This is a genomic window from Yoonia sp. GPGPB17 (assembly GCF_037892195.1).
Classification (GTDB): domain Bacteria; phylum Pseudomonadota; class Alphaproteobacteria; order Rhodobacterales; family Rhodobacteraceae; genus Yoonia.
In genome coordinates this window covers 2,658,035-2,679,203 of record NZ_JATACI010000002.1, presented here as the reverse complement: position 1 = coordinate 2,679,203, position 21,169 = coordinate 2,658,035, and the positions used below count along the sequence as shown (strand labels likewise).

Annotated in this window: 20 protein-coding genes and 2 pseudogenes; 14 read left to right on the top strand and 8 right to left on the bottom strand. The window is 55.8% G+C overall.

Going from position 1 to position 21,169, the window contains the following annotated elements; all coding sequences use genetic code 11:
* Positions 1-45: 45 nt before the first annotated feature.
* Together QTO30_RS14165 and QTO30_RS14160 are read left to right on the top strand one after the other, a co-directional pair.
* Positions 46-2,301, top strand: a complete 2,256-nt coding sequence (locus QTO30_RS14165; RefSeq protein ID WP_340424747.1) for an NADP-dependent malic enzyme — start codon at positions 46-48, stop codon at positions 2,299-2,301.
* Positions 2,301-3,167: a ribokinase gene (locus tag QTO30_RS14160; protein ID WP_340424746.1), complete on the top strand. Its 867-nt coding sequence runs from the start codon at positions 2,301-2,303 to the stop codon at positions 3,165-3,167. Before QTO30_RS14165 ends, QTO30_RS14160 begins: the two co-directional genes overlap by 1 nt.
* Here QTO30_RS14160 and msrA read toward each other — a convergent pair.
* Positions 3,158-3,787 carry a peptide-methionine (S)-S-oxide reductase MsrA gene (msrA, locus tag QTO30_RS14155; RefSeq protein WP_340424745.1) on the bottom strand — a complete coding sequence of 210 codons (630 nt, stop codon included), beginning with the start codon at positions 3,785-3,787 and terminating at the stop codon, positions 3,158-3,160. The genes QTO30_RS14160 and msrA overlap by 10 nt on opposite strands.
* 133 nt (positions 3,788-3,920) lie before the next feature.
* On the opposite strand from msrA, the gene QTO30_RS14150 reads away from it, so the two are divergent.
* Together QTO30_RS14150 and QTO30_RS14145 are read left to right on the top strand one after the other, a co-directional pair.
* Entirely contained in the window at positions 3,921-4,820 is a 900-nt protein-coding gene (locus tag QTO30_RS14150) for a D-amino acid aminotransferase (RefSeq protein ID WP_340424744.1), read from the top strand.
* The gene (locus tag QTO30_RS14145) at positions 4,817-5,515 is read left to right on the top strand and encodes a sulfotransferase-like domain-containing protein (protein ID WP_340424743.1); all 699 of its coding nucleotides are present in this window, start codon (positions 4,817-4,819) and stop codon (positions 5,513-5,515) included. The genes QTO30_RS14150 and QTO30_RS14145 overlap by 4 nt, the downstream gene beginning before the upstream one ends.
* Here the strand turns inward: QTO30_RS14145 and QTO30_RS14140 are convergent.
* On the bottom strand, positions 5,512-6,726 hold the full coding sequence (locus tag QTO30_RS14140; RefSeq protein WP_340424742.1) for an argininosuccinate synthase: 1,215 nt from the start codon (positions 6,724-6,726) through the stop codon (positions 5,512-5,514). The genes QTO30_RS14145 and QTO30_RS14140 overlap by 4 nt on opposite strands.
* Before the next feature lie 130 nt (positions 6,727-6,856).
* Between QTO30_RS14140 and QTO30_RS14135 the strand changes: the two genes are divergently transcribed.
* Positions 6,857-7,618: a hypothetical protein gene (locus QTO30_RS14135; protein ID WP_340424740.1), complete on the top strand. Its 762-nt coding sequence runs from the start codon at positions 6,857-6,859 to the stop codon at positions 7,616-7,618.
* Here the strand turns inward: QTO30_RS14135 and QTO30_RS14130 are convergent.
* Positions 7,615-8,067, bottom strand: coding sequence for an NUDIX hydrolase (locus tag QTO30_RS14130; RefSeq protein ID WP_340424739.1), 453 nt, complete (start codon positions 8,065-8,067; stop codon positions 7,615-7,617). The genes QTO30_RS14135 and QTO30_RS14130 overlap by 4 nt on opposite strands.
* A 76-nt stretch (positions 8,068-8,143) precedes the next feature.
* On the opposite strand from QTO30_RS14130, the gene hslO reads away from it, so the two are divergent.
* From hslO to QTO30_RS14090, 8 genes and pseudogenes are all read left to right on the top strand, one after another.
* On the top strand, positions 8,144-9,136 hold the full coding sequence (gene hslO / locus QTO30_RS14125; RefSeq protein ID WP_340424738.1) for an Hsp33 family molecular chaperone HslO: 993 nt from the start codon (positions 8,144-8,146) through the stop codon (positions 9,134-9,136).
* Complete coding sequence (locus QTO30_RS14120) at positions 9,129-9,713, top strand: CoA pyrophosphatase (RefSeq protein ID WP_340424737.1); 585 nt, start codon at positions 9,129-9,131, stop codon at positions 9,711-9,713. Before hslO ends, QTO30_RS14120 begins: the two co-directional genes overlap by 8 nt.
* Positions 9,710-10,846, top strand: a complete 1,137-nt coding sequence (locus tag QTO30_RS14115; RefSeq protein WP_340424736.1) for a CCA tRNA nucleotidyltransferase — start codon at positions 9,710-9,712, stop codon at positions 10,844-10,846. Before QTO30_RS14120 ends, QTO30_RS14115 begins: the two co-directional genes overlap by 4 nt.
* Positions 10,839-11,420, top strand: coding sequence for a LysE family translocator (locus QTO30_RS14110; RefSeq protein ID WP_340424735.1), 582 nt, complete (start codon positions 10,839-10,841; stop codon positions 11,418-11,420). The genes QTO30_RS14115 and QTO30_RS14110 overlap by 8 nt, the downstream gene beginning before the upstream one ends.
* 45 nt (positions 11,421-11,465) lie before the next feature.
* Positions 11,466-13,315 (top strand): annotated as a pseudogene (locus QTO30_RS14105) (ABC transporter ATP-binding protein).
* A pseudogene (locus QTO30_RS14100) lies at positions 13,312-15,146 on the top strand (ABC transporter ATP-binding protein). The pseudogenes QTO30_RS14105 and QTO30_RS14100 overlap by 4 nt, the downstream one beginning before the upstream one ends.
* Positions 15,147-16,349, top strand: coding sequence for a class I SAM-dependent RNA methyltransferase (locus tag QTO30_RS14095; RefSeq protein ID WP_340424734.1), 1,203 nt, complete (start codon positions 15,147-15,149; stop codon positions 16,347-16,349).
* Between the two features lie 107 nt (positions 16,350-16,456).
* Positions 16,457-16,930 (top strand): L,D-transpeptidase family protein, encoded by a 474-nt coding sequence (locus tag QTO30_RS14090; RefSeq protein ID WP_340424732.1) that lies wholly within the window; start codon positions 16,457-16,459, stop codon positions 16,928-16,930.
* On the opposite strand, the gene QTO30_RS14085 is transcribed toward QTO30_RS14090, so the two are convergent.
* Positions 16,927-17,478 (bottom strand): CAP domain-containing protein, encoded by a 552-nt coding sequence (locus tag QTO30_RS14085; protein ID WP_340424731.1) that lies wholly within the window; start codon positions 17,476-17,478, stop codon positions 16,927-16,929. The genes QTO30_RS14090 and QTO30_RS14085 overlap by 4 nt on opposite strands.
* Positions 17,479-17,649: 171 nt before the next feature.
* On the opposite strand from QTO30_RS14085, the gene QTO30_RS14080 reads away from it, so the two are divergent.
* Positions 17,650-18,231, top strand: coding sequence for a L,D-transpeptidase (locus QTO30_RS14080; RefSeq protein WP_340424730.1), 582 nt, complete (start codon positions 17,650-17,652; stop codon positions 18,229-18,231).
* A gap of 60 nt (positions 18,232-18,291) precedes the next feature.
* Here the strand turns inward: QTO30_RS14080 and QTO30_RS14075 are convergent, their stop codons facing one another.
* From QTO30_RS14075 to hemH, 4 genes are all read right to left on the bottom strand, one after another.
* Positions 18,292-18,720, bottom strand: a complete 429-nt coding sequence (locus QTO30_RS14075; RefSeq protein ID WP_340424729.1) for a hypothetical protein — start codon at positions 18,718-18,720, stop codon at positions 18,292-18,294.
* An 83-nt stretch (positions 18,721-18,803) separates the two neighbouring features.
* Positions 18,804-19,586: a serine/threonine protein kinase gene (locus QTO30_RS14070; RefSeq protein ID WP_340424728.1), complete on the bottom strand. Its 783-nt coding sequence runs from the start codon at positions 19,584-19,586 to the stop codon at positions 18,804-18,806.
* 225 nt (positions 19,587-19,811) lie between these two features.
* Positions 19,812-20,063, bottom strand: a complete 252-nt coding sequence (locus QTO30_RS14065; protein WP_340424727.1) for a DUF6522 family protein — start codon at positions 20,061-20,063, stop codon at positions 19,812-19,814.
* A gap of 21 nt (positions 20,064-20,084) precedes the next feature.
* Positions 20,085-21,164 carry a ferrochelatase gene (gene hemH / locus QTO30_RS14060; RefSeq protein ID WP_445327155.1) on the bottom strand — a complete coding sequence of 360 codons (1,080 nt, stop codon included), beginning with the start codon at positions 21,162-21,164 and terminating at the stop codon, positions 20,085-20,087.
* Positions 21,165-21,169 lie beyond the last annotated feature (5 nt).

Genomic DNA, 21,169 nt, shown 5'->3' with positions numbered 1-21,169 from the left:
GTGCCAGAAACCGCTATGTCTGGTTGAATTCAAAGGGGGGACCACATGTCGAAGAACAAGCTGACTCGTGAGGATGCGCTGCAATTCCACATGCAGCCGAGCCCTGGCAAATGGGAGATTCAGGCCACCGTCCCGATGACGACCCAGCGTGATCTGTCACTGGCCTATTCCCCCGGTGTGGCAATCCCTTGCGAGGAAATCGCGGCTGACCCTGCGACAGCCTATGATTATACAAACAAGGGTAATCTGGTTGCTGTGATTTCTAATGGCACCGCCGTTCTTGGCCTTGGCAATCTTGGCGCGCTGGGCAGTAAACCGGTGATGGAGGGTAAGTCGGTTCTGTTCAAACGCTTCGCAGATGTGAACTCGATTGATCTTGAACTCGATACCGAAGATCCTGATGAATTCATCAAAGCCGTTAAGCTGTTGGGCCCTACGTTCGGTGGCATCAATCTTGAAGACATCAAAGCGCCGGAATGCTTTATCATTGAGCAGACGCTCAAAGAACAGATGGACATCCCCGTATTCCACGATGATCAGCATGGCACGGCCGTGATTTGCGCCGCTGGCTTGCTGAACGCGCTGCATCTGTCGGGCAAAAAGATCGAAGACGTGAAGATCGTACTGAATGGGGCCGGTGCTGCTGGTATCGCCTGCCTCGAACTGCTCAAGGCGATGGGCGCCAAGCATGACAATTGCATCATGGCTGATACCAAAGGTGTCATTTACCAAGGTCGGACCGAGGGGATGAACCAATGGAAATCCGCCCATGCCGCCAACACCAAGGCGCGCACGTTAGATGATGCGATGAAGGGTTGTGATGTCTTCCTTGGGGTCAGTGCCAAAGGGGCTGTGACACAGGAAATGGTGTCTAACATGGCAAAAAACCCCGTTATCTTCGCGATGGCGAACCCTGATCCAGAGATTACACCTGAAGATGCACATGCTGTTCGTGAAGACGCGATCGTCGCCACAGGGCGCAGTGATTACCCCAATCAGGTCAACAACGTCCTTGGTTTCCCCTACCTTTTCCGCGGTGCGTTGGACATCCATGCCCGGGCCATCAACGATGAGATGAAAATTGCCTGCGCTGAAGCGCTCGCAGCATTGGCGCGCGAAGATGTGCCGGACGAAGTGGCCATGGCCTACGGCAAAAAGCTAACTTTCGGTCGCGATTATATCATCCCAACCCCATTTGACCCCCGCCTGATCCACCGTATTCCTACGGCCGTCGCTCAGGCAGGCATGAAAACCGGCGTCGCGCGCAGGCCCATTGTGGACATGGATGCATACGAGCTGTCCCTCAAGTCGCGGATGGATCCTACGCAATCGATCCTACGCAGCCTCAACGCGCGTGCCCGTGCGAACCAGTCTACCGTGGTCTTTGCTGAGGGCGACGATCCTCGTGTTCTGCGCGCGGCAGTCATGTACCAACGTTCCGGTATGGGCAAAGCGCTTATCGTGGGTCGTGATGATGACGTGCGCGAGAAGCTTGAAGCAGAGGGTTTACCAGAAGCGTTTGAAGAGCTTGAAATCGTCAATGCCGCGACGACCACGCACCTCGAAACATACAAGGCCTTCCTCTATGAACGCCTGCAACGCAAGGGTTTTGATGCGCAGGATGTGCACCGTTTGGCCGCGCGTGACCGTCACGTCTTTGCAGCACTCATGTTGGCACATGGGCATGCCGATGGGATGGTGACTGGGGCAACCCGCAAGTCCGCGCATATTTTGGAACTGATCAACCATGTCTTTGATGCACAGCCGCATGATGGTGCCGTGGGTGTGACAGCTGTGCTTCACAATGGCCGGATTGTTCTAATCTCTGACACGTTGGTGCACGAATGGCCTGATGAGAATGATCTGGCCGATATTGCCGAACGCGGCGCTTTCGTTGCCCGTGAACTTGGGTTGGAACCGCGCGTCGCCTTCTTGTCCTTCTCGACCTTTGGTTATCCGGTATCAGAACGCGCGGAAAAGATGCACCAGGCGCCTCGCGTTCTGGACGCACGCAAAGCTGACTTTGAGTATGAAGGCGAAATGACCGTAGATGTAGCTTTGAATGCGCTAGCGCAGGAAAACTATCCTTTCCAGCGTCTGACCGGACCGGCCAATGTTTTGGTTGTGCCAGCGCGACATTCAGCGTCAATCTCGGTCAAACTGATGCAGGAAATGGCCGGGGCGACCGTCATTGGGCCAATCCTGTCTGGCATCGGTAAACCAATCCAGATCTGTTCTACCGTTTCAACAGTGAACGACATTCTGAACATGGCGGTGATTGCCGCCTGCAAGGTTGACTGATGGCGATTTGGAACCTCGGCTCTATCAATGCGGATTTCGTTTACAGTGTGCCGCATATCCCGGCGCCGGGTGAAACGCTTTCTTCGACCAATCGCCAAGTGTTCCTTGGCGGCAAAGGCACGAATATGTCCGTTGCCGCGGCCCGTGCCGCCGCGCGCGTGCATCACATTGGCGCGGTTGGTGAAGATGGGCGCTGGGCGGTTGAACGGCTGCTCGAATATGGCGTCGATACACGCAATATCGCAGTGTTAGACACTGATACAGCGCAAGCGATCATTATGGTCGATCAGGATGGTGAAAACGCCATTGTCCTGCATCCGGGCGCAAACGCAGGGATCCCACAGGTAACTTTGCAGGCTGCCATGGCCGAAGCCGAAACAGGCGACTGGCTGGTCATCCAAAATGAAACCAATCTGCAACGGACCGCCGCAGAGATGGGCAAGAAACTGGGCTTGCAAGTGGCCTACGCCGCTGCCCCTTTCGATGCAGATCGGGTACAGGCTGTGTTGCCGTACCTCGATTTCCTCATCCTGAATGCGGTCGAGGCAGAACAATTACAGACTGCCACAGGCCAAGCCGCCTGCGACCTACCTGTGCGAGATGTGATCGTCACACGAGGATCAGAAGGTGCCGATTGGTATGGTGCTGCCGGGAAAGAACATTTCCCGGCAATCAAGGTTGACCCTGTCGATACAACCGGCGCGGGCGATACGTTTACCGGGTATGTTCTTGCCGGGCTGGACCGTGGCATGCCAATGGCGCAGGCGGTTGGGCAAGCCACCAAAGCCGGGGCGCTGATGGTTATGCGCCACGGCACCGCGGATGTGATCCCTGATTTATCAGAGGTGCAGGCGTTTCATTCGTGATGCGCAAACGGGGCGGCATCGCCCCATAGTTCCAGCACCCGCGCATCACGTCCGCACGCCTCGCGGTAGAACGCATAGGCTTCAGACTGTACCTTCACGCCGCGACGCGTGATGACACGATTTTCACCTTTGTAGTAGTCCTGATGGTAGTCTTCCGCCTCATAGAACGTTCCGGCGTCCAGGATAGGCGTTACAATTTGCTGGCCCAGCGCGCGTTGCGCACTGGCCTTTGCGGCCTCTGCTGCGGCCCGTTCGGCTGGGTTAGACACGAAAATGGCGGTGCGATAGCTTTCGCCACGGTCACAGAATTGGCCACCGGCATCGGTTGGATCGACTGAACGAAAGAAGGCATGCAGCAGTTGGCTGTAGCTGACAACATCCGCGTCATATGTGATTGTTGCGGCCTCATAGTGCCCAGACCCTTTGATGCTATCGTAGGTAGGGTTTGCCGTTGCACCGCCAGTGTAGCCGGATACCACCTCACTCACGCCCTGCACCTTTTCAAAGTCACTTTCAACGCACCAGAAACATCCGCCAGCAAAGATCGCGGTCTGAGTGTCGGCAGCGGCGCCTTGCGCAATCGGTAGCAACGCAAGGATAAATATGAAGCGTTTGAACATAAGAATTCTCCTTTTCCGGTACCTTTTCAGGCCGACCCACATCTGCGCAATCCGTGACATCCGATCTCACGCGCTCTTTACCACTTGGAACATCTCATCTGCTGTCCTAGCGTCCCCTTAAGGGAGAACAAGAATGACCGAAGTGACCACTCACCAGGCCGAAGATGACGTCCGCAATGAAAGCATCCTAATCTATCTCGACGGGAAGATCGTGCCGAAGGCGGAAGCCACAGTCAGCGTCTATGACAGCGGTTTCATGTTGGGCGACGGTGTATGGGAAGGGTTGCGGCTTTATGACGGTAAATGGGCCTTCATGGATGAACATATCGACCGATTGTTTGAGGCGGCAAAGGCGATTGATCTGGACATCGGGATGGACCGAAAAGGGATCATTTCCGCCTTGCTAGAGACGCAAAAAGCCAACGGAATGACCACGGACGCCCATGCGCGATTGATGGTCACCCGCGGTATTAAGGTACGTCCGTTCCAACATCCGAGCCTGTCGCAATCAGGGCCAACATTCGTTATAATCATGGAGCATTCGCAGCCCAAAATCCCCCGCCCGATCACACTCGCCACTGTGCCGCACCAACGCGGCTTGCCGATGACACAAGACCCCAAACTGAACAGCCATTCCAAATTGAATTGCATTCTGGCCTGCATCGCTGCGCAAAAGGCAGGTGCAGATGAGGCGCTGATGCTGGATGTGCATGGTTTTGTGAACACGACCAACGCCTGCAATTTCTTTGTCGTCAAGAATGGTGCCGTTTGGACCAGCACGGGTGATTATTGCATGAACGGAATCACCCGCCAAAAGGTGATCGACCTATGCCGTGCCAATGACATCCCGGTGTTTGAACGAAACTTCAGTCTTGTTGATACCTACTCTGCCGACGAGGCCTTCCTTACCGGTACCTTTGGCGCACAAACACCTGTCGGCACCATTGATGGCCGAACGATCGGTAGTGGCGAGCTTGGACCTATGACGAAACGCCTGCGTGGCCTTTACAAAGACTTGGTGGATCAATCATGAGAATTGCAATGTGGTCGGGCCCGCGGAATCTCTCTACCGCGATGATGTACGCCTTTGGAAACCGCGCCGATTTCGCGGTTTGGGATGAACCGTTCTATGCGCCTTACCTGAAAGCAACAGGGCTGGATCATCCGATGCGGGACGAAATTATTGCCACCCACGAAACTGATCCGCAGATTGTGGCCAAGCGTTGTATAGACACTATTCCAGCCCAAAAGCCTCACCTTTACATGAAACACATGCCGCATCACATGATTGACGGCTTTCCGCTGGATTGGGCTAAGGATTGTGTCCACGTCCATCTTATCCGGCACCCTGCACGTGTCATTGCCAGTTATGGCGCGAAGCGAGATGAGATGACCTTGGAGGACATCGGCTTTCAACAGCAGGCGGCGCTTTATGACAAGATTGGTGGCCTCGTCATCGACAGTGCCGACATCCGCGCAGACCCAGAGGGCATGCTGCGCAAACTCTGCGATGCAATTGATCTGCCGTTTGATCCTGCGATGCTGCATTGGAACGCCGGACCCCGCGAAGCGGACGGCGTTTGGGCAAAGCATTGGTATAATGCCGTACACCGAAGTACGGGTTTTGCGGGGGTAGAAGGCCCAGTACCCAAGTTGGCTACGGCCCAAGAAAAAATGCGGCACCTTGCGATGCCGCATTATGAAAAACTCGCTAAGCGAAAACTTTAGCCTTTCCGATTGCGCGCCGCCAATAGCTTCAACCGCAATGCGTTCAACTGAATGAACCCCTGCGCATCGGTCTGGTCATAAGCGCCCATGTCATCCTCGAATGTCACGTGCTCTTCGGAATAGAGCGTCTGATCCGACCAGCGTGCTACGGTTGTTACGGACCCCTTATAGAGCTTCACCCGTACGGTACCCGACACATGCTCCTGGCTTTTGTCGATCAGGGCTTGCAGCATCTCGCGTTCGGGCGAGAACCAGAAACCGTTGTAAATCAGCTCTGCATATTTCGGCATGATGCTGTCTTTCAGGTGCCCAGCGCCCGCATCCAGCGTGATCTGTTCAATCCCGCGGTGCGCTTCCAACAGAACGGTGCCGCCGGGTGTTTCGTAGATACCGCGCGATTTCATACCGATGAAGCGGTTCTCCACCAGATCAAGACGGCCCACGCCGTGTTTGCCGCCCAGCTCGTTCAGCTTGGTCAGGATCGTTGCGGGCGACATCATCTCGCCGTTAATCGCAACGGCATCGCCACGCTCAAAGGTGATCTCGACCATTTCAGGGGTCTCTGGTGCATCTTCAGGCGAAACGGACCGCTGATAGACATACTCTGGCGCTTCCTCGGCGGGGTCCTCAAGCACCTTACCTTCAGACGAGGTGTGCAGCAGGTTCGCGTCGACACTGAACGGGGCTTCGCCGCGTTTGTCTTTTGCAATCGGAATCTGATGCTTTTCAGCAAATTCAATCAGTTTGGTCCGGCTGCCCAGATCCCACTCGCGCCACGGGGCGACAACCTTGATCTCGGGGTTCAGCGCATAGGCGGCCAGTTCAAACCGGATCTGATCGTTGCCTTTGCCGGTCGCACCATGGGAAATCGCGTCAGCGCTTTCGGCGGCTGCGATCTCAACCAGTCGCTTGGAAATCAAAGGCCGGGCGATCGAGGTGCCTAACAGATACAATCCCTCGTATAGGGCATTTGCCCGAAACATCGGGAACACAAAGTCGCGCACGAATTCCTCGCGGAGATCCTCGATATAAATGGACGTCGCACCCATCATCTCGGCTTTTTTGCGCGCAGGCTCCAGCTCTTCCCCCTGACCCAGATCAGCGGTGAAGGTGACAACCTCACAGTTATACTCGGTCTGTAACCATTTCAGGATGATCGAGGTATCAAGGCCACCAGAATAGGCCAGAACAACTTTCTTCGGAGCGGTCATGAGGATGAGCCTTTACGTCAATGTAAGTTGATTGGCGCGATAGCGTTTTTCTGACTGCGCTACAAGTCGCCATCATTGACGGGCTGGCGTTTTGGGTTCAGTCCGAGCAGGTGACTTTAAAGGACGGCGCGTGACACGATTTATAGCTTTTGCGGCATTGGGGATTATCCGATCAAACGCCAAGCTGATTTTGATCAGCTCCATACCATCGGTTTTGCTGACACTTGCGGCTATTGTGGTCGTCAAATCGCTGCGCGGATACCCGGGTTTTGTATTTGCTGAGTTCTACACCACGGGGGTGCCGCAGTTTTTCTTGCAGGCAATCGTCATGTCTCTTTTTGCGACGCGCTTTCTACGGCTCTACTTGTTGCAAGAGGCCGCGCCGATAGGTTTTGCGACCTATATGAAAATGGTTGGCGGCTATATTGCGCGTGTTCTGGGATTGGGTTTTGTGGTTATTGTCCTTTGGACCATCGTGATCACAGCCAGTGTTATGATCATCGAGAGCCAACCCCTAAACAACACACAGATGTTGTATCTCCCACTCCTTATCACCCTTCTGGCATCCACTTTTTGTGGTTGGTTGTGGCTACGCTTTGCACTTGTGCTACCAGCCTATGTGGTGGGGCAACCCATGACATGGCGGGCGGCATGGCGGGCTTCGCGCGTTTACAAATATCATGCAATTCTATGGTCTGTTGTCTACTACCTAGCCTACTGGTTCATACTGATTTTTGTCGCGGTATATCTTGAGCGCCGTCTCTTTGTTGAACCTGCGTTGACAACACTGCTCATTTGGGCCTTTGCAGTGCTCAAGGTGACAACACTCGCCGCGATGTATGATCGCGCGCTCGTTGATCAGCAAAGCGAGATGTCGAGCGCTTTTGACTAAACCGCAGCGCCAGTCAGGTAAGTGCGCTGCACGAAATCGGCGTCTCCCTGATTGTACAACTTCATCACCGCATCCTGCGGCTCCAGCCACAACGCCAAATGACCTGGTTCCGTCGGTGGCCCATGTGGCCTCACCGGTCGCGCTAAATAGATATGGCACAGCTTTTCAGCCCAAAGGTCATATTCCGGCATAAACGTAAACCGCCGAAAAGTGCCGAGCTTGCGTGGCGCCGCGATCCGCCATCCGGTTTCCTCAAACACTTCGCGATGCAGCGCGTTCAGCGGATGTTCCCCGGGATCAATCCCGCCACCGGGGAGTTGGATTTCGAAATGCGGGTCGCCCTGATAGGTCAGCAGCAGTTTTCCGGCCAGCGGCAAAATCGCATAAACGCCCGCCCGGTGCTTATACCGCTGCCCGTTTTGCGGCACCTCGCCATACCGTCTGATCATAGCTACCCCCTTGGACGCTGCCTTGCCCCACCTATATAGGCGCGGTATGCCACCCCTAGACTTGTTAGGAAAGACTATGACCACAGGCACCCAAATCGCCTGGGACGATACCGTCCTGCCGTTTCAACTTGACGCCTCCGACATCCGTGGCCGGGTGGCGCGTCTGGATGGCGTGTTGGAACAGGTTCTCAAACAGCACAACTATCCCCCCATGATCGAAGGTCTGGTGGCCGAGATGGCTTTGCTGACCGCGTTGATTGGTCAAACCATGAAACTGCGGTGGAAGCTGTCTTTGCAAGTGCGTGGTTCCGGCCCCGCCCGTTTGATCGCGACGGATTACTATGGGCCCACCGATGATGGTGAGCCTGCGCGCATCCGCGCCTATGCCTCTTATGATGCGGAAACGCTGGATCAGTCGGCCAATCCGTTCAGCCAGATCGGAAACGGTTATTTTGCCATTCTGATCGACCAAGGTGAGGATATGACTCCTTATCAGGGCATTACGCCAATCGCCGGTGGGTCGCTTTCTGCCTGTGCAGAGACTTATTTTGCCCAATCCGAGCAAATCCCAACCCGCTTCCAACTGACCTATGGCCAGTCGCAGTTGCCCGGTGAAGCCACCCATTGGCGCGCCGGAGGTGTGATCTTGCAGCACATGCCCAAGGCATCGCCGCATGTGACCGGCGAAGGTGGGTCTGGTGAAGATGGTTTGTTGGATGCGACGGATATTCTGGATGCAGATGAAAGTGAGAACTGGAATCGTGCCAATGCGCTGTTGGATACTGTCGATGAGATTGAGCTGATCGGCCCAACTGTGTCGCCGACAGAATTGTTGGTTCGTTTGTTCCATGAAGAGCAACCGCGCGTATACGATGCCCAGCCCATCAAATTTGGTTGTAGCTGTTCTGACGATAAGGTCCGTCAGAGCCTGTCGATCTATTCGGCCAAGGACATTGCAACGATGACTACGCCAGAAGGTACCGTCACAGCTGACTGCCAGTTCTGCGGATCGCATTACACCTTTGACCCCGAAACGCTGGGGTTTGAGGCCAAGGATGCCAGTGCCTGACCTACGCCAAAAATTGCAAGACGCGCTGACCCAACCGGGCGGCGCGTCTTCGGATTTTGATCTGAACGCTGACGTGAAAGTACCCGAGCGCGAGTTGACCTCAGCCGCTGTCCTGATTGGCATTCGGGCTGAAACAGAGACTGTTATTCTGACAAAGCGCTCCGCGCGGCTCAAACATCACCCCGGCCAAATTGCCTTTCCCGGCGGCAAGCAAGACCCGACGGACGCGACGCTATCTGATGCTGCGTTGCGGGAGGCGCGTGAAGAGATTGGCTTGCCATCCACAATCGTTGATGTCCTTGGGCATTTGCCGCCCCACCAGACTGTAACGGGTTATCAGGTCACACCGGTGCTTGCGTTGGTTGAAGGTCAATATGAACCGGTGCCAGAGGCAGGCGAGGTCAGTGAAGTGTTCGAAGTCCCGCTTGCGCATCTGTTGAACAGCACAAACTACCTGATTGAGGGCCGTCGCTGGCAAGGCCGCCGCAGGCTCTACTACACTGTTCCCTTCGGTCCATACTACATCTGGGGCGCCACTGCCCGCATGTTGCGCGCCTTTGCAGAGCGGATGGTATGACCCGGATTTCTGCGCCTTGGTTGCAAGATGATGCCTCGCAAGCAATGTGCACGCTATTGACGGATGCTGGCCATCAGGCTTGGTTTGTTGGCGGATGTGTGCGCAACGAACTATTGGGTGAACCGGTTGCCGATCTTGACCTGTCCACCGACGCGGAACCGCGGACAGTCATGAATTTGGCCATTGCGGCTAACGTTCACGCGATTCCAACGGGTATCGACCACGGCACAGTGACCCTCATCATTGATGGCACCCCCTTTGAGATCACAACCTTTCGCCGCGATGTCGCCACTGACGGTAGGCGCGCCACGGTTGCGTTCTCTGACAACATCACCGACGACGCACGCCGCCGTGATTTTACGATGAACGCGCTTTATGCCGCCCCCAATGGGGAAATCGCTGATCCCCTTGGTGGATTGCCCGACCTGCAGGCCAAGCGCATTCGGTTCATCGAAGACCCGGATCGTCGGATCAAGGAAGACTATCTGCGTATCCTGAGGTTTTTTCGGTTCTATGCGTGGTATGGCGACGTCAGCGAAGGCCCGGACACCGATGGGCTGGCCGCCTGTGCCGAGAACATCGAAGGACTGCTATCTCTTTCGATTGAACGCGTGACGGCTGAGATGCTCAAACTGCTTGCCGCCCCTGATCCCGCGCCCGCTTTGGCGTCAATGGCCTCAACTGGTGCTTTGGCGCGGGTTCTGCCTGGGGCGGAACCCGGCAACCTTGCCGTTCTTGTCCACCTGGAGCAATCGCTCGCGGTGCCACCGGACCCTTTACGCAGGCTGGCAGTAATCGGTGGGGCACCCCATGATGCGCTACGGCTCTCCAACGTGCAAATGCGCAGGTTAGACACTTTGAGGTCGGGAGTTTCGCCTGTTGAAGCAAGTTACAGGGACGGTGCGAACATGGGGCGCGATGCGCTGCTGATTCAGTCAGCGTCGCTTGGCCAATCCGTCGATCACGCTGCGTTGAAGCTCGTCGTCGATGCAGCCCAACAGGTATTCCCTCTCAAAGCCGCCGACCTGATGCCAGACCTTAGTGGTCCCGCGCTCGGCAAAGCCTTGAAAGAGGCCGAGGCGCGGTGGATAAACTCGGGCTTCACGTTAACGAAAGCCGAACTGCTTGACTGAATTCCTGCCCCTCATTGGCTTTGTGTTCTTTGGGCTTTTCTCACCCGGACCAAACGTGATCCTGATCACCGCCTCCGGTGCGCGGTTTGGGTTTCAAAACACTGTGCCGCACATCATTGGCGTCGCACTAGGTGTTGGTGTGATCGCGGCTGTCACGGGGATTGGCATTGGTGTGCTGATCGAGGCGCAACCTGCACTACGCCTTGTGCTGACGATTGTCGCAAGTCTTTGGATTCTTTGGATGGCTAACAATCTGTGGCGTGCCGATCCGGCCAAGACAACTGAAACGGACAAGCCGTTTACTTTTATTGAGGCGGTCCTGTTCCAATGGGTGAATCCCAAGGTTTGGGCGGTTGCCCTGAGCGCCACCGCATATGTCGCGACCCTTGCGCCAGTGCAGCAGGCGCTGGCACTTGCCAGCACCTTCTCAACCGTCAACCTTGGTGTTTGCACCTTCTGGGCTGTGGCGGGTAGCCTGTTGTCCTACCTGCTGACCAACGCCGCCGCCTGGCGCATTTTCATGCGCATCATGGCGCTGGCACTGGTCGGTTTTTCGGTCCTGCTTTTTCTCTGACCGAACCTTTGCTATAGCTGAGCCATAACCCCAAGAGGCAAGCCAATGTTTCGATTCTTCGAAGGTCTTGTCGATCCCTATGTGCCATACAAAGAGACCGACACGCCGCCCAAGCGGCTCTATCCGTTTCTGCGTGAATACGCAGAGCCGTTTAAACGTGTGTTCTGGATCACGGGCATCACGTCCGTTGTTATCGCCATCGTTGAAATCTGGCTGTTGGGGTATCTGGGCCGTCTGATTGATATCCTCTCCGGTGGCTCACCGGCAGAGGTTTGGGCGGCCAGCGGGGCAGAGTTCATTCTAGTTGCGATCCTGATCCTGACCATACGGCCAGCCGTGCACATGCTGCAGATCATGTTGCTGAACAACACGATCCTGCCGAACTTTGGCACATTGGTGCGGTGGCGGGCGCACCGCCATGTGCTGCGCCAGTCCGTTGGTTGGTTCGAGGATGACTTTGCTGGCCGGATCGCCAATCGGATCATGCAAACGCCGCTTACTGCCGGTGCGGTCGTGTTTCAGCTTTTTGATGCGCTGACCTTCGCGGTTGCTTACGTTGTTGCCGCCGCCGTTCTGCTGGGGCAGGCAGATGTGCGGTTGCTTGTGCCGCTAATGTTATGGCTCGTTCCTTACATCTTCCTGCTGCGGTGGGTGATCACCCGTATCACGCTTAAGCATCGGAAGCGGCCTCCAACGCACGCAGCGCGGTGACGGGCCGCGTTGTGGACAGCTACACTAACATCCATGCGGTCAAGATGTTCGCGCATCATGACCGTGAAATCGACTATGCCAAGGATGCGATCGAAGAAGCGCGCCGCACCTTCCAGATCGAGATGCGCCTTTACACGATCATGGATGCAGGGCTGATGCTGCTGAACGGTATCCTTGTGGTCGGCGTTGTCGGCTGGTCAATCTGGCTATGGATGCAAGGTGCGGCCTCTGTTGGGGTGGTTGCGGTGGCGACGTCGCTTGCGCTGCGTTTGAACGCCATGTCCGGTTGGATCATGTGGGCGATGACCGATTTCTTTCGCGAGCTAGGTGTCGTGAAAGAGGGTATGCAAACCATCGCGCAGCCCGTCACTTTGGTTGATCAGCCAGCGGCAAAGCCATTGCAGATTGCCAGCGGAAAAGTCCAAATACAGTCTCTATCACACCACTATGGCAAGCAAACCGGTGGTTTGGATCGGATCGACCTGACGATTACACCGGGCGAGAAAGTGGGGCTTGTCGGGCAGTCGGGTGCGGGCAAATCGACCCTCGTGAAGCTGCTGTTGCGGTTTTATGACGTGGAACAGGGACAAATCCTGATCGACGGACAAGACATCAAGTTCGCGACGCAGGATAGCCTGCGCAGCGCCATCGGTATGGTGCAGCAGGACAGTGCGCTGTTGCATCGATCCGTGCGCGAGAACATTCTTTATGGCAATCCGGCTGCCACAGAAGATCAGATGATCGCTGCGGCCCGCAAGGCCGAGGCGCATGAGTTCATTCTTGGTCTGGAGGATAACGAAGGCAACACCGGCTATGATGCCCGCGTTGGTGAACGCGGTGTCAAACTGTCTGGCGGTCAGCGTCAGCGGATCAGCCTTGCGCGTGTGATCCTGAAAGATGCCCCAATCCTGCTCTTGGACGAGGCGACCAGCGCCCTAGATAGTGAGGTCGAGGCCGCAATTCAGCAGACGCTCTATGGCATGATGGAAGGGAAAACTGTCATCGCCATTGCCCACCGTCTTTCGACGATTGCCCAGTTGGACCGGATCATCGTGATGGATCAGGGGCGCATCGTCGAGGACGGCACGCACGATGCACTGCTAGCGGCAAATGGACAATACGCACGGTTCTGGGCGCGCCAATCAGGGGGTTTTCTGGGACAGGGCGATAAGGTAGCTGAATGACCCCGGAACGTTGGATCGACCCTTTTGAACCTGCCGAAGGACCCCCGCCGCAGACGCTGATGGCGTTCCTGCGGTGGTGTTTGAAAGGCAGCACAACAGTCACGCTTTTGGCCGGTTTGGTGTCTGCTTTGGCCGGTACGCTAGAGGTCGCGACGGCCCTGATGCTGGGCTGGGTGATCGATGCTGCGCTGAGTTCGTCGGGCGAGGGGTACTTTACCGAAAACGTGCTGCTCCTGCTGGGCGTCACCGCGTTCTTCATCATTTTACGTCCCATCATCCTTGGCGTTTCTGGCGTGATGCAGGCTGTGGTCGTTGGGCCATCTTTGGGCAACTTGATCTTGTCGCGGCTACATCGCCACTCACTTGGCCAATCTGTCACTTTCTTTGACGATGATTTCGCGGGTCGCATCGCGCAGAAGCAGATGCAAGCGGCCCGCGCAACGACCGATCTGATCGTCGATATGATCCATACGGTTGCCTTTGCGCTGGCGTCCTTGGTGGGGTCGGTCATCCTGCTGTTTACCATTGATGCGCGGTCCGCCGGTCTGCTGGCGCTTTGGGCGATTTCATACATCGCGCTGATCCGGTTTTTCATGCCACGTATCCGCGAACGGTCCAAAGCACGGGCTGCAAAACGCGCCATGGTGACGGGGCAGGTGGTCGATACGATCACGAACATTAAGACCGTAAAGCTGTTTGCCCATGACGATCATGAAGACCGTGCCGCGATTGACGCGATGGAGAATTACTGGGGCACTGCCGTGCGCTATGGTTGGTTATCCGCGTCCTTCCGGTTCTGGCTGATGGCGCTGGGCGGGCTATTGCCGGTGATCCTGGTGGGCATGACGCTCTATTTCTGGACGACCGGTGCTGCCTCTGCCGGGGATATCGCCGCAGCGGGAGCGATTTCGCTGCGCCTGTCGCAGATGACAGGTTGGGTCAGTTTCACCCTGATGGGCATGTACGCGAACGTGGGTGAGGTTGAGGATGCGATGAACACGCTCAGCCCCGCGCATACGCTGACCGACGCGCCCGACGCGACTGATCTGGTGGCCGACAATGGCAGTATCCAGCTGGATCAGGTGACCTTCAGCTATGGCGGTGGTCCGGGTGGGCTGAATGATGTGAGCCTTTCCGTGCAGCCGGGCGAAAAACTGGGTCTGGTCGGGGCGTCCGGTGCCTAAGCAAGTCGACTTTGGTCGCGCTGCTCTTGCGTCTCTACGACACAGAAGACGGCAAAGTGCAGATCGACGGCACCGATGTGCGTGACGTGACGCAGGAAAGCTTGCGCCGTCAGATTGCGATGGTCACGCAGGAAACGGCGATGTTTAACCGCTCGGCCCGGGATAACATCAAGTACGGCAAGCCCGATGCGACGCAGACCGAGATTGAAGATGCCGCCCGGCAAGCCGAGGCACATGCGTTTATTGAGACCCTCAAGGATCATAAGGATCGCAGTGGGTATGATGCGCATCTCGGTGAACGGGGCGTGAAGCTCTCTGGCGGGCAACGCCAGCGGATCGCGATTGCGCGCGCTATCCTGAAGGACGCTCCAATATTGGTGCTGGATGAAGCAACCAGCGCGCTGGACTCAGAGGTCGAAGCCTCGATTCAGGCTGCATTAGAGTCTGTTATGGAGGGAAAAACCGTCATCGCCATCGCGCACCGTCTGTCTACATTGGCACGCATGGACCGCATCGTCGTGCTTGACGCAGGCCGCATTGTCGAGGAAGGAACCCATGACGCGTTGCTGGCCCAAGGCGGGCTATATGCGCGCTATTGGAACCGGCAGTCGGGTGGGTTCATCAACGTGAAAGATGCGGCGGAGTAAATGCTGACGATAGAAAGTTTGACCCATCTGGGGATGGGGCGTGCCTCTGATGGGCAGTCCTTGCTGCCGCGCGTTTTACCGGGCGAAGAGGTGGACGTCGCACAGGATGGGACGGTGCGAATTGTGACGCCGTCGGTTGATCGGGTCGCGGCGCCCTGCCGCCATTTCAAATCCTGCGGCGGCTGCGCGATGCAGCATGCAACGGATGCGTTCGTCGCAGACTGGAAGCAGGATATCGTCGTAAAAGCTGTCCAAGCGCGCGGGTTAGACACTGATTTTCGCGAAATGGCCACATCGCCCACGCAGTCCCGCAGGCGGGCTAAACTGTCCGGCAGGCGGACCAAGAAGGGCGCGATGGTTGGATTTCATACGCGTGCCTCAGACACTTTGGTACAGGTGCCGGGCTGCCAATTGCTGACGCCAGCCCTGATTGCCAGTTTCCCCGCGTTAGAGGCGCTGACTGCGTTGGCCTGCTCGCGCAAGGGTGAGATTGATCTGACGGTGACGGAAGCAGACCTCGGCCCGGATGTACTGGTTGAGACCGACAAAGATCTGACACCACAATTGCGGGTCGAACTCGCCGCTTTGGCGAACCAATATGGCCTGTCACGATTGGTCTGGAACGATGAGCCAGTCGTGATGATCAACCCGCCGAAGCAAGACTTTGGTGGGAACGGCGTCGTGCCACCGCCCGGAGCATTCTTGCAGGCAACCAAACACGGCGAAGCAACGCTTGTGGCCGCAGTGAATGAGATCGCACGAACGGCATCTCGGATTGTCGACCTTTTCGCTGGGTGCGGAACCTTCTCGTTACCATTGGCAAAGCGAGTCGCGGTGCATGCGGTTGAGGGGGAAGCGGCAATGCTAAATGCGCTGGATCGCGGATGGCGTGAAGGCCGTCAATTGCGGCGCGTGACCACCGAGACACGCGATTTGTTCCGCCGCCCGTTGGAAGCTGACGAGTTGCGTCACTTTGATGCCGCGGTCATTGATCCGCCTCGCGCAGGGGCCGAAGCGCAGATAGCGACACTTGCGGCGTCTGAAATTAACACAATCGCAATGGTCTCGTGCAATCCTGTGACATTCGCACGGGATGCACGCACATTGGTTGACGCAGGCTTTGCAATGCCATGGTTGCAGGTCGTCGATCAGTTCCGCTGGTCCCCCCATGTTGAGGTTGTTGCATCATTCACGCGGAAATGAAGGCTTCTACGTCAGGTTCTCTTTTGTGATGAAGTTGTTTGGTGTAAGCAGGGCAAAAGCGGCGCAGACCGTAACGATGGGCAGAGATTATGATTTCACGACGTTCTATGATGGCAGGAACAGCCGCACTGGGGTTGGTTGGCTGCACAAGGCAATCGCCGACGTACAGCGGACCACAAGTGACACGTATTCAGGTTTTGAAAGAACGGCGCGAGATGCAGCTTTTGCACCACCGCACCCTCTTGAGGTCATACAGTATTGATCTGGGCTTTGCCCCTGTGGGCCACAAAGTTCAAGAAGGTGATGGACGCACGCCTGAGGGTGGCTATCGTATTGACCGGCGCAATCCCAACAGCTCGTTCCACCTGTCGTTGGGAATATCGTACCCTGATGCAAGTGATGTCGCCTATGCCCGCGCCAAAGGTGTTGATCCGGGCGGCGACATCTTTATCCACGGCACCCCGCCTATCTGGGAAAGAACCCCGGATTGGACGTGGGGGTGTATCGCCGTCACGAACAATGAGATGGATGAAGTCTACGCGATGGTGGAAACAGGGACGCTGATCTACATCTATGCCTAGAATGCTAGCCCGGCGATGGGTTGGCTGACCGCTGGGTCGCTGCCCATGTTCAATGTCCACCACAGCTTGGCTGATTCTTCCTGATACCAGGCAAAACCCATGAAACGTGCATTCGGGTCAAGGATCACAGCGCGCGTGTCTTCCTGTGCCATCCATGCAGCGAGGGTTTGTAGCTCTGATTCAAAGGATTCGGAAATGTTTTCACCCAATAGTCGCCCGGGATAACCAACGCGGCGCGCACGCTCCAACGGGCTGGACCCGTCAGAGCCGAAAAGCCAAGGGCGATTTTGCACCGCCATATCCCGTGCATGGGTCGCAGCTGCGGCATTCAGGCGGGCATCAAGTTCGACAGCCTGAACGCCGGAGGTTTGGCGCAGGGCATTGACGCTATCCAGCATGCGAAATTGGATTGCGGCCTCTTGGCCGGGTCGGATCACATAAGCCGATGGCAACGGCAGACCATCCGCCCCCAGCGGACGGGTCGTGGTTGTCCCGCAGGCCGACAGGCCGCTAGCCGCCAGCCCAAAGATTACTTCGCGTCGCAACATTCCACTACTCGCCTTTGCTTTGATCGCCATTCTTTAGCGGGAATAAGGTGACACTTCAAACCCACATCTTTGCCTAAGCTTAGGGATGACATTTGTTTGAATTGCAGCACTTTGCCAGACACATTATCTGTCAGTTCTGAAAGACATCTGATCCTTTTAAGGAGGACCAATATGACAAAGACACTCTCGCGGCGTGGTTTCCTGGCGGCATCCGCCGCTATGGTTGGCACAAGTGCGGTTGCACAGACCGCTGACAGCACCGAGGTTGAGGCTGATATCTCCACAAGTGTGCAGCGCAATGTCGCAAGCTTTCGGTCGCTGGATTGGCAACCCTACTTCAGCAACCTGAACAAGGGCGCTGTTCTGGTGGATATACAATCGCGCGCCTTGCATTATTGGTCCGAAGACGAGTCGGTCTACAAGCTGTTCCCGACCAGCGTTCCCTTGTCAGAGGAACTGACCCGAACAGGGCGCACATCAATCACCCGTAAAGTCGAAGGACCCAGCTGGGCACCGACGCCTTCAATGAAAATCCGTAACCCAGAGTGGCCAGATTTCATAGGTCCGGGCCCGGATAACCCGCTAGGCACGCATGCCCTGCACCTGACTTGGCAGTACTACCGTATTCACGGCACGCATGATACGCGCAAGATCGGGCGCCGCTCCTCAAATGGTTGTATCGGCCTTTATAACGAACAGATCGCCGAACTGTTTGCGCTGACCCAGGTGGGCACACAGGTTCTTTTGATCTAAGAGACTGATCGAAAACAAAAAGGGGCGCATCATACGATGCGCCCCTTTTTGTTTGAGTGGTCAGGTAGATTGTTTTCTGGGCGGTGACTTCTTGAGAAACCCAACACGCCACCAATTCTTCTTTTTCCAGGCGGCACGTTCCTGTTCAGCCAGACGTTCGGCCTTCTTCGCTTCAAGTTCGGCAACGGCCTTTTTGATGGCGCGCTGTTCTTCAAGCGTTTCAGTTGTTTCCTGATTGAACTCATCAACCCAGCCGGGGGAGGTGGTAATTTCTGGATCAACAGATTTGACTTGCTGTGGCGCCTTCTGAGGTTCACGCGGTTGCGAATTTAGGACGTACTCATTGGTTTCTGAAACCAGACGCGTCAACGTCTTTTCGAGGTCGAATCTCGACGAGACCTTGAGTTGCTGAACCCGCTTTCCTTCTTTGTTGATGATGTTCAACCATTCCGCTGCGGATTGCAGGCGTGCCTTTGGCAGAATCTGCATCGCCTTATCAATGGCCTCTAGGAAAGCCTGATCATATTCTGGAAAGCGCCCTGATAGCGGTTCACATGGGTCAGGGTTATTGCTTAAGCAAATTCAGCCATGCGGGTTTGACTGTTGGGCGGCGCAGCGCCGCTGATCAGGTGATAGAATGTGGCGCCAAGCGCATATAGATCACTGCTCGGGCCCTGCTTACCCCCAGCAAAGTAGAACTCCTGAGGTGAGTAGCCATCCTTGACGACTAGCACGGCTGATACAGCACGTGTTTCGCGGCTGGCTTCTTCACGGGCCGCGCCAAAGTCGATCAGAAACGGGCTACCCCATTTGTCGAGCAGGATGTTGTCAGGCGAAATATCCCGGTGCAGCAGATCGTTCTGATGGACAAGGTCCACCGCGTCCAAGACCTTGATCAGGATTTCTTTGATCTGATCGGGGGGTAGCGGGTCGTTTTTATCGTTGATGATGCTCAGCAGGTCGCGGCCATGGATCAGATCCAGAACCATATAGGCGGTTTCATTGTCTTCGAAAATCCGGTGTACGCCAACGATATTGGGGTGGCGCATCTTGGCGATGCTGCGCGCCTCGCGCATGAACATCTCAACAATTGTGCGGTATTTTGCGGCATGTTGATCGGAACGGACAAGCACGTTCTTGCCCTCGCGCATACAAAACACTTCCGGGTAGCATTCCTTGATGACAACATTCCGATCAAGGTAGTTGTCCTTTGCAAGATACGTAATGCCAAAGCCGCCGTTGCTCAGCGCTCTGTCAATTGTAAACTGGTCACCAAGTAGCGCGGTACCATCTGGAAGCGCTTCACTGCGCTGTTCTTGGCCCGCCTCTTCCTTTGCTTGCGTTACTGCCGTCATCTTCACCACTCGCCACGCCGGAACACGACGCGATCCAAACAATACACTTTCACAGTATATTTGATGTCATGGAAATATGTTACCTTTGCGGCAACCCTGCAAAAAAGTTATGTTTTTGCTCCAGAAAACAGAGTCTTTCTCGAGTGTTAGTATCATTTTTGCCTAAAAACCGTGCTTGTTAATCAGACGTTAACCAAGTTACCCGACCTTCCAAACAGAATCAGCCTAGCGTGCGGCTTTTATCCGGGTTGTTTTGATGACGTTGCCGTCCGTATCACAGATCAGCCGGACACGTTGATCAGAATACCAGAAAGTCAATCGAATTTGCCCAGCATCCTCGGCGACGCCCTCTTCTGATTGGCTGGTGATTTCGCCAGCGCGCATTTTGGCAGGCACGTCTGCCGGGTTCAGACCCAGAAGCGGGCCAAGATCATGGGCATCAATCGTAGCGCCACTTTCGGTCAGGGTTACTTTCATTGCATGACCCCAGTCGCGGGTTTAGCCAAGCCAACCCTTCAGGTTTTTCTCGATCACGCCCGATAGCGCATCAATATGCGACGGGTCGTCGTTGAGGCATGGGATATAGGTAAAATGCTCGCCGCCAGCCTCTTCGAAGCTTTCCTTGATCTCTTCGTTGATCTCTTCAAGCGTCTCGATGCAGTCGGCCGAGAATGCGGGAGCGCAAACGGCGATGTTCTTAACACCATCCTCTTCCGCCAGACGCGCCACCTCTTCGACCGTGTAGGGCTTCAGCCACTCTTCAGGACCAAAACGAGACTGGAACGTTGTGACAATTTGGGTGTCATCCCAGCCCAGACGTTCTTTCAGCAAACGCGTCGTTTTCTGGCATTGGCAGTGATACGGATCACCTTCGCGTAGATAGCGTTCCGGCACGCCGTGATAAGAACAAACCAGCTTTTCCGGTTTGGTTTCTGCCTCCGCATAGGCGCGCTCAATGGACTGCGCAAGCGCCTCGATATAGGCGGGTTCAGCAAAGTAAGGCTCTACAATGCGCGCAACAGGCTGCCACTTTTCTTCCATAAGTGCACGGAAGAACTGATCATTTGCTGTCGCAGAGGTCGCCCCGGCGTAGTGCGGGTACAGCGGAAAGAACAGGATTTTAGTACACCCGTCCTCTACCATCTCACGCACTTTGGATTTCGTTGATGGATTACCATAACGCATGCAGAAATCGACGCGTACATCGTCGCCATAGCGTTCGACCATCTGCGCCTTGATCGCCGCTGTCTGCTTTTTGGTGATTGTTAGAAGCGGGCTTTCATTGTCTTCTTCGTTCCAGATTGATTTGTAAGCCGCACCCGAAGAAAACGGGCGCTTGGTCAGGATGATCAACTGCAAAAGCGGCTGCCAGATCCAGGCAGAGTAATCCACCACGCGCTTGTCAGACAGGAATTCGTTCAGGTAGCGGCGCATCGACCAGTAGTCAGTGCCATCCGGGGTGCCCAGATTGGCGACAAGAATACCGACGCGTGCCGGTTTCACCGCCGGGTGATCGGGCTGCGCATGCACGGGGCATGTGGCTGGGCGCGCTTCGGCGTTGGCTTGTGCATCGAACATTTTCA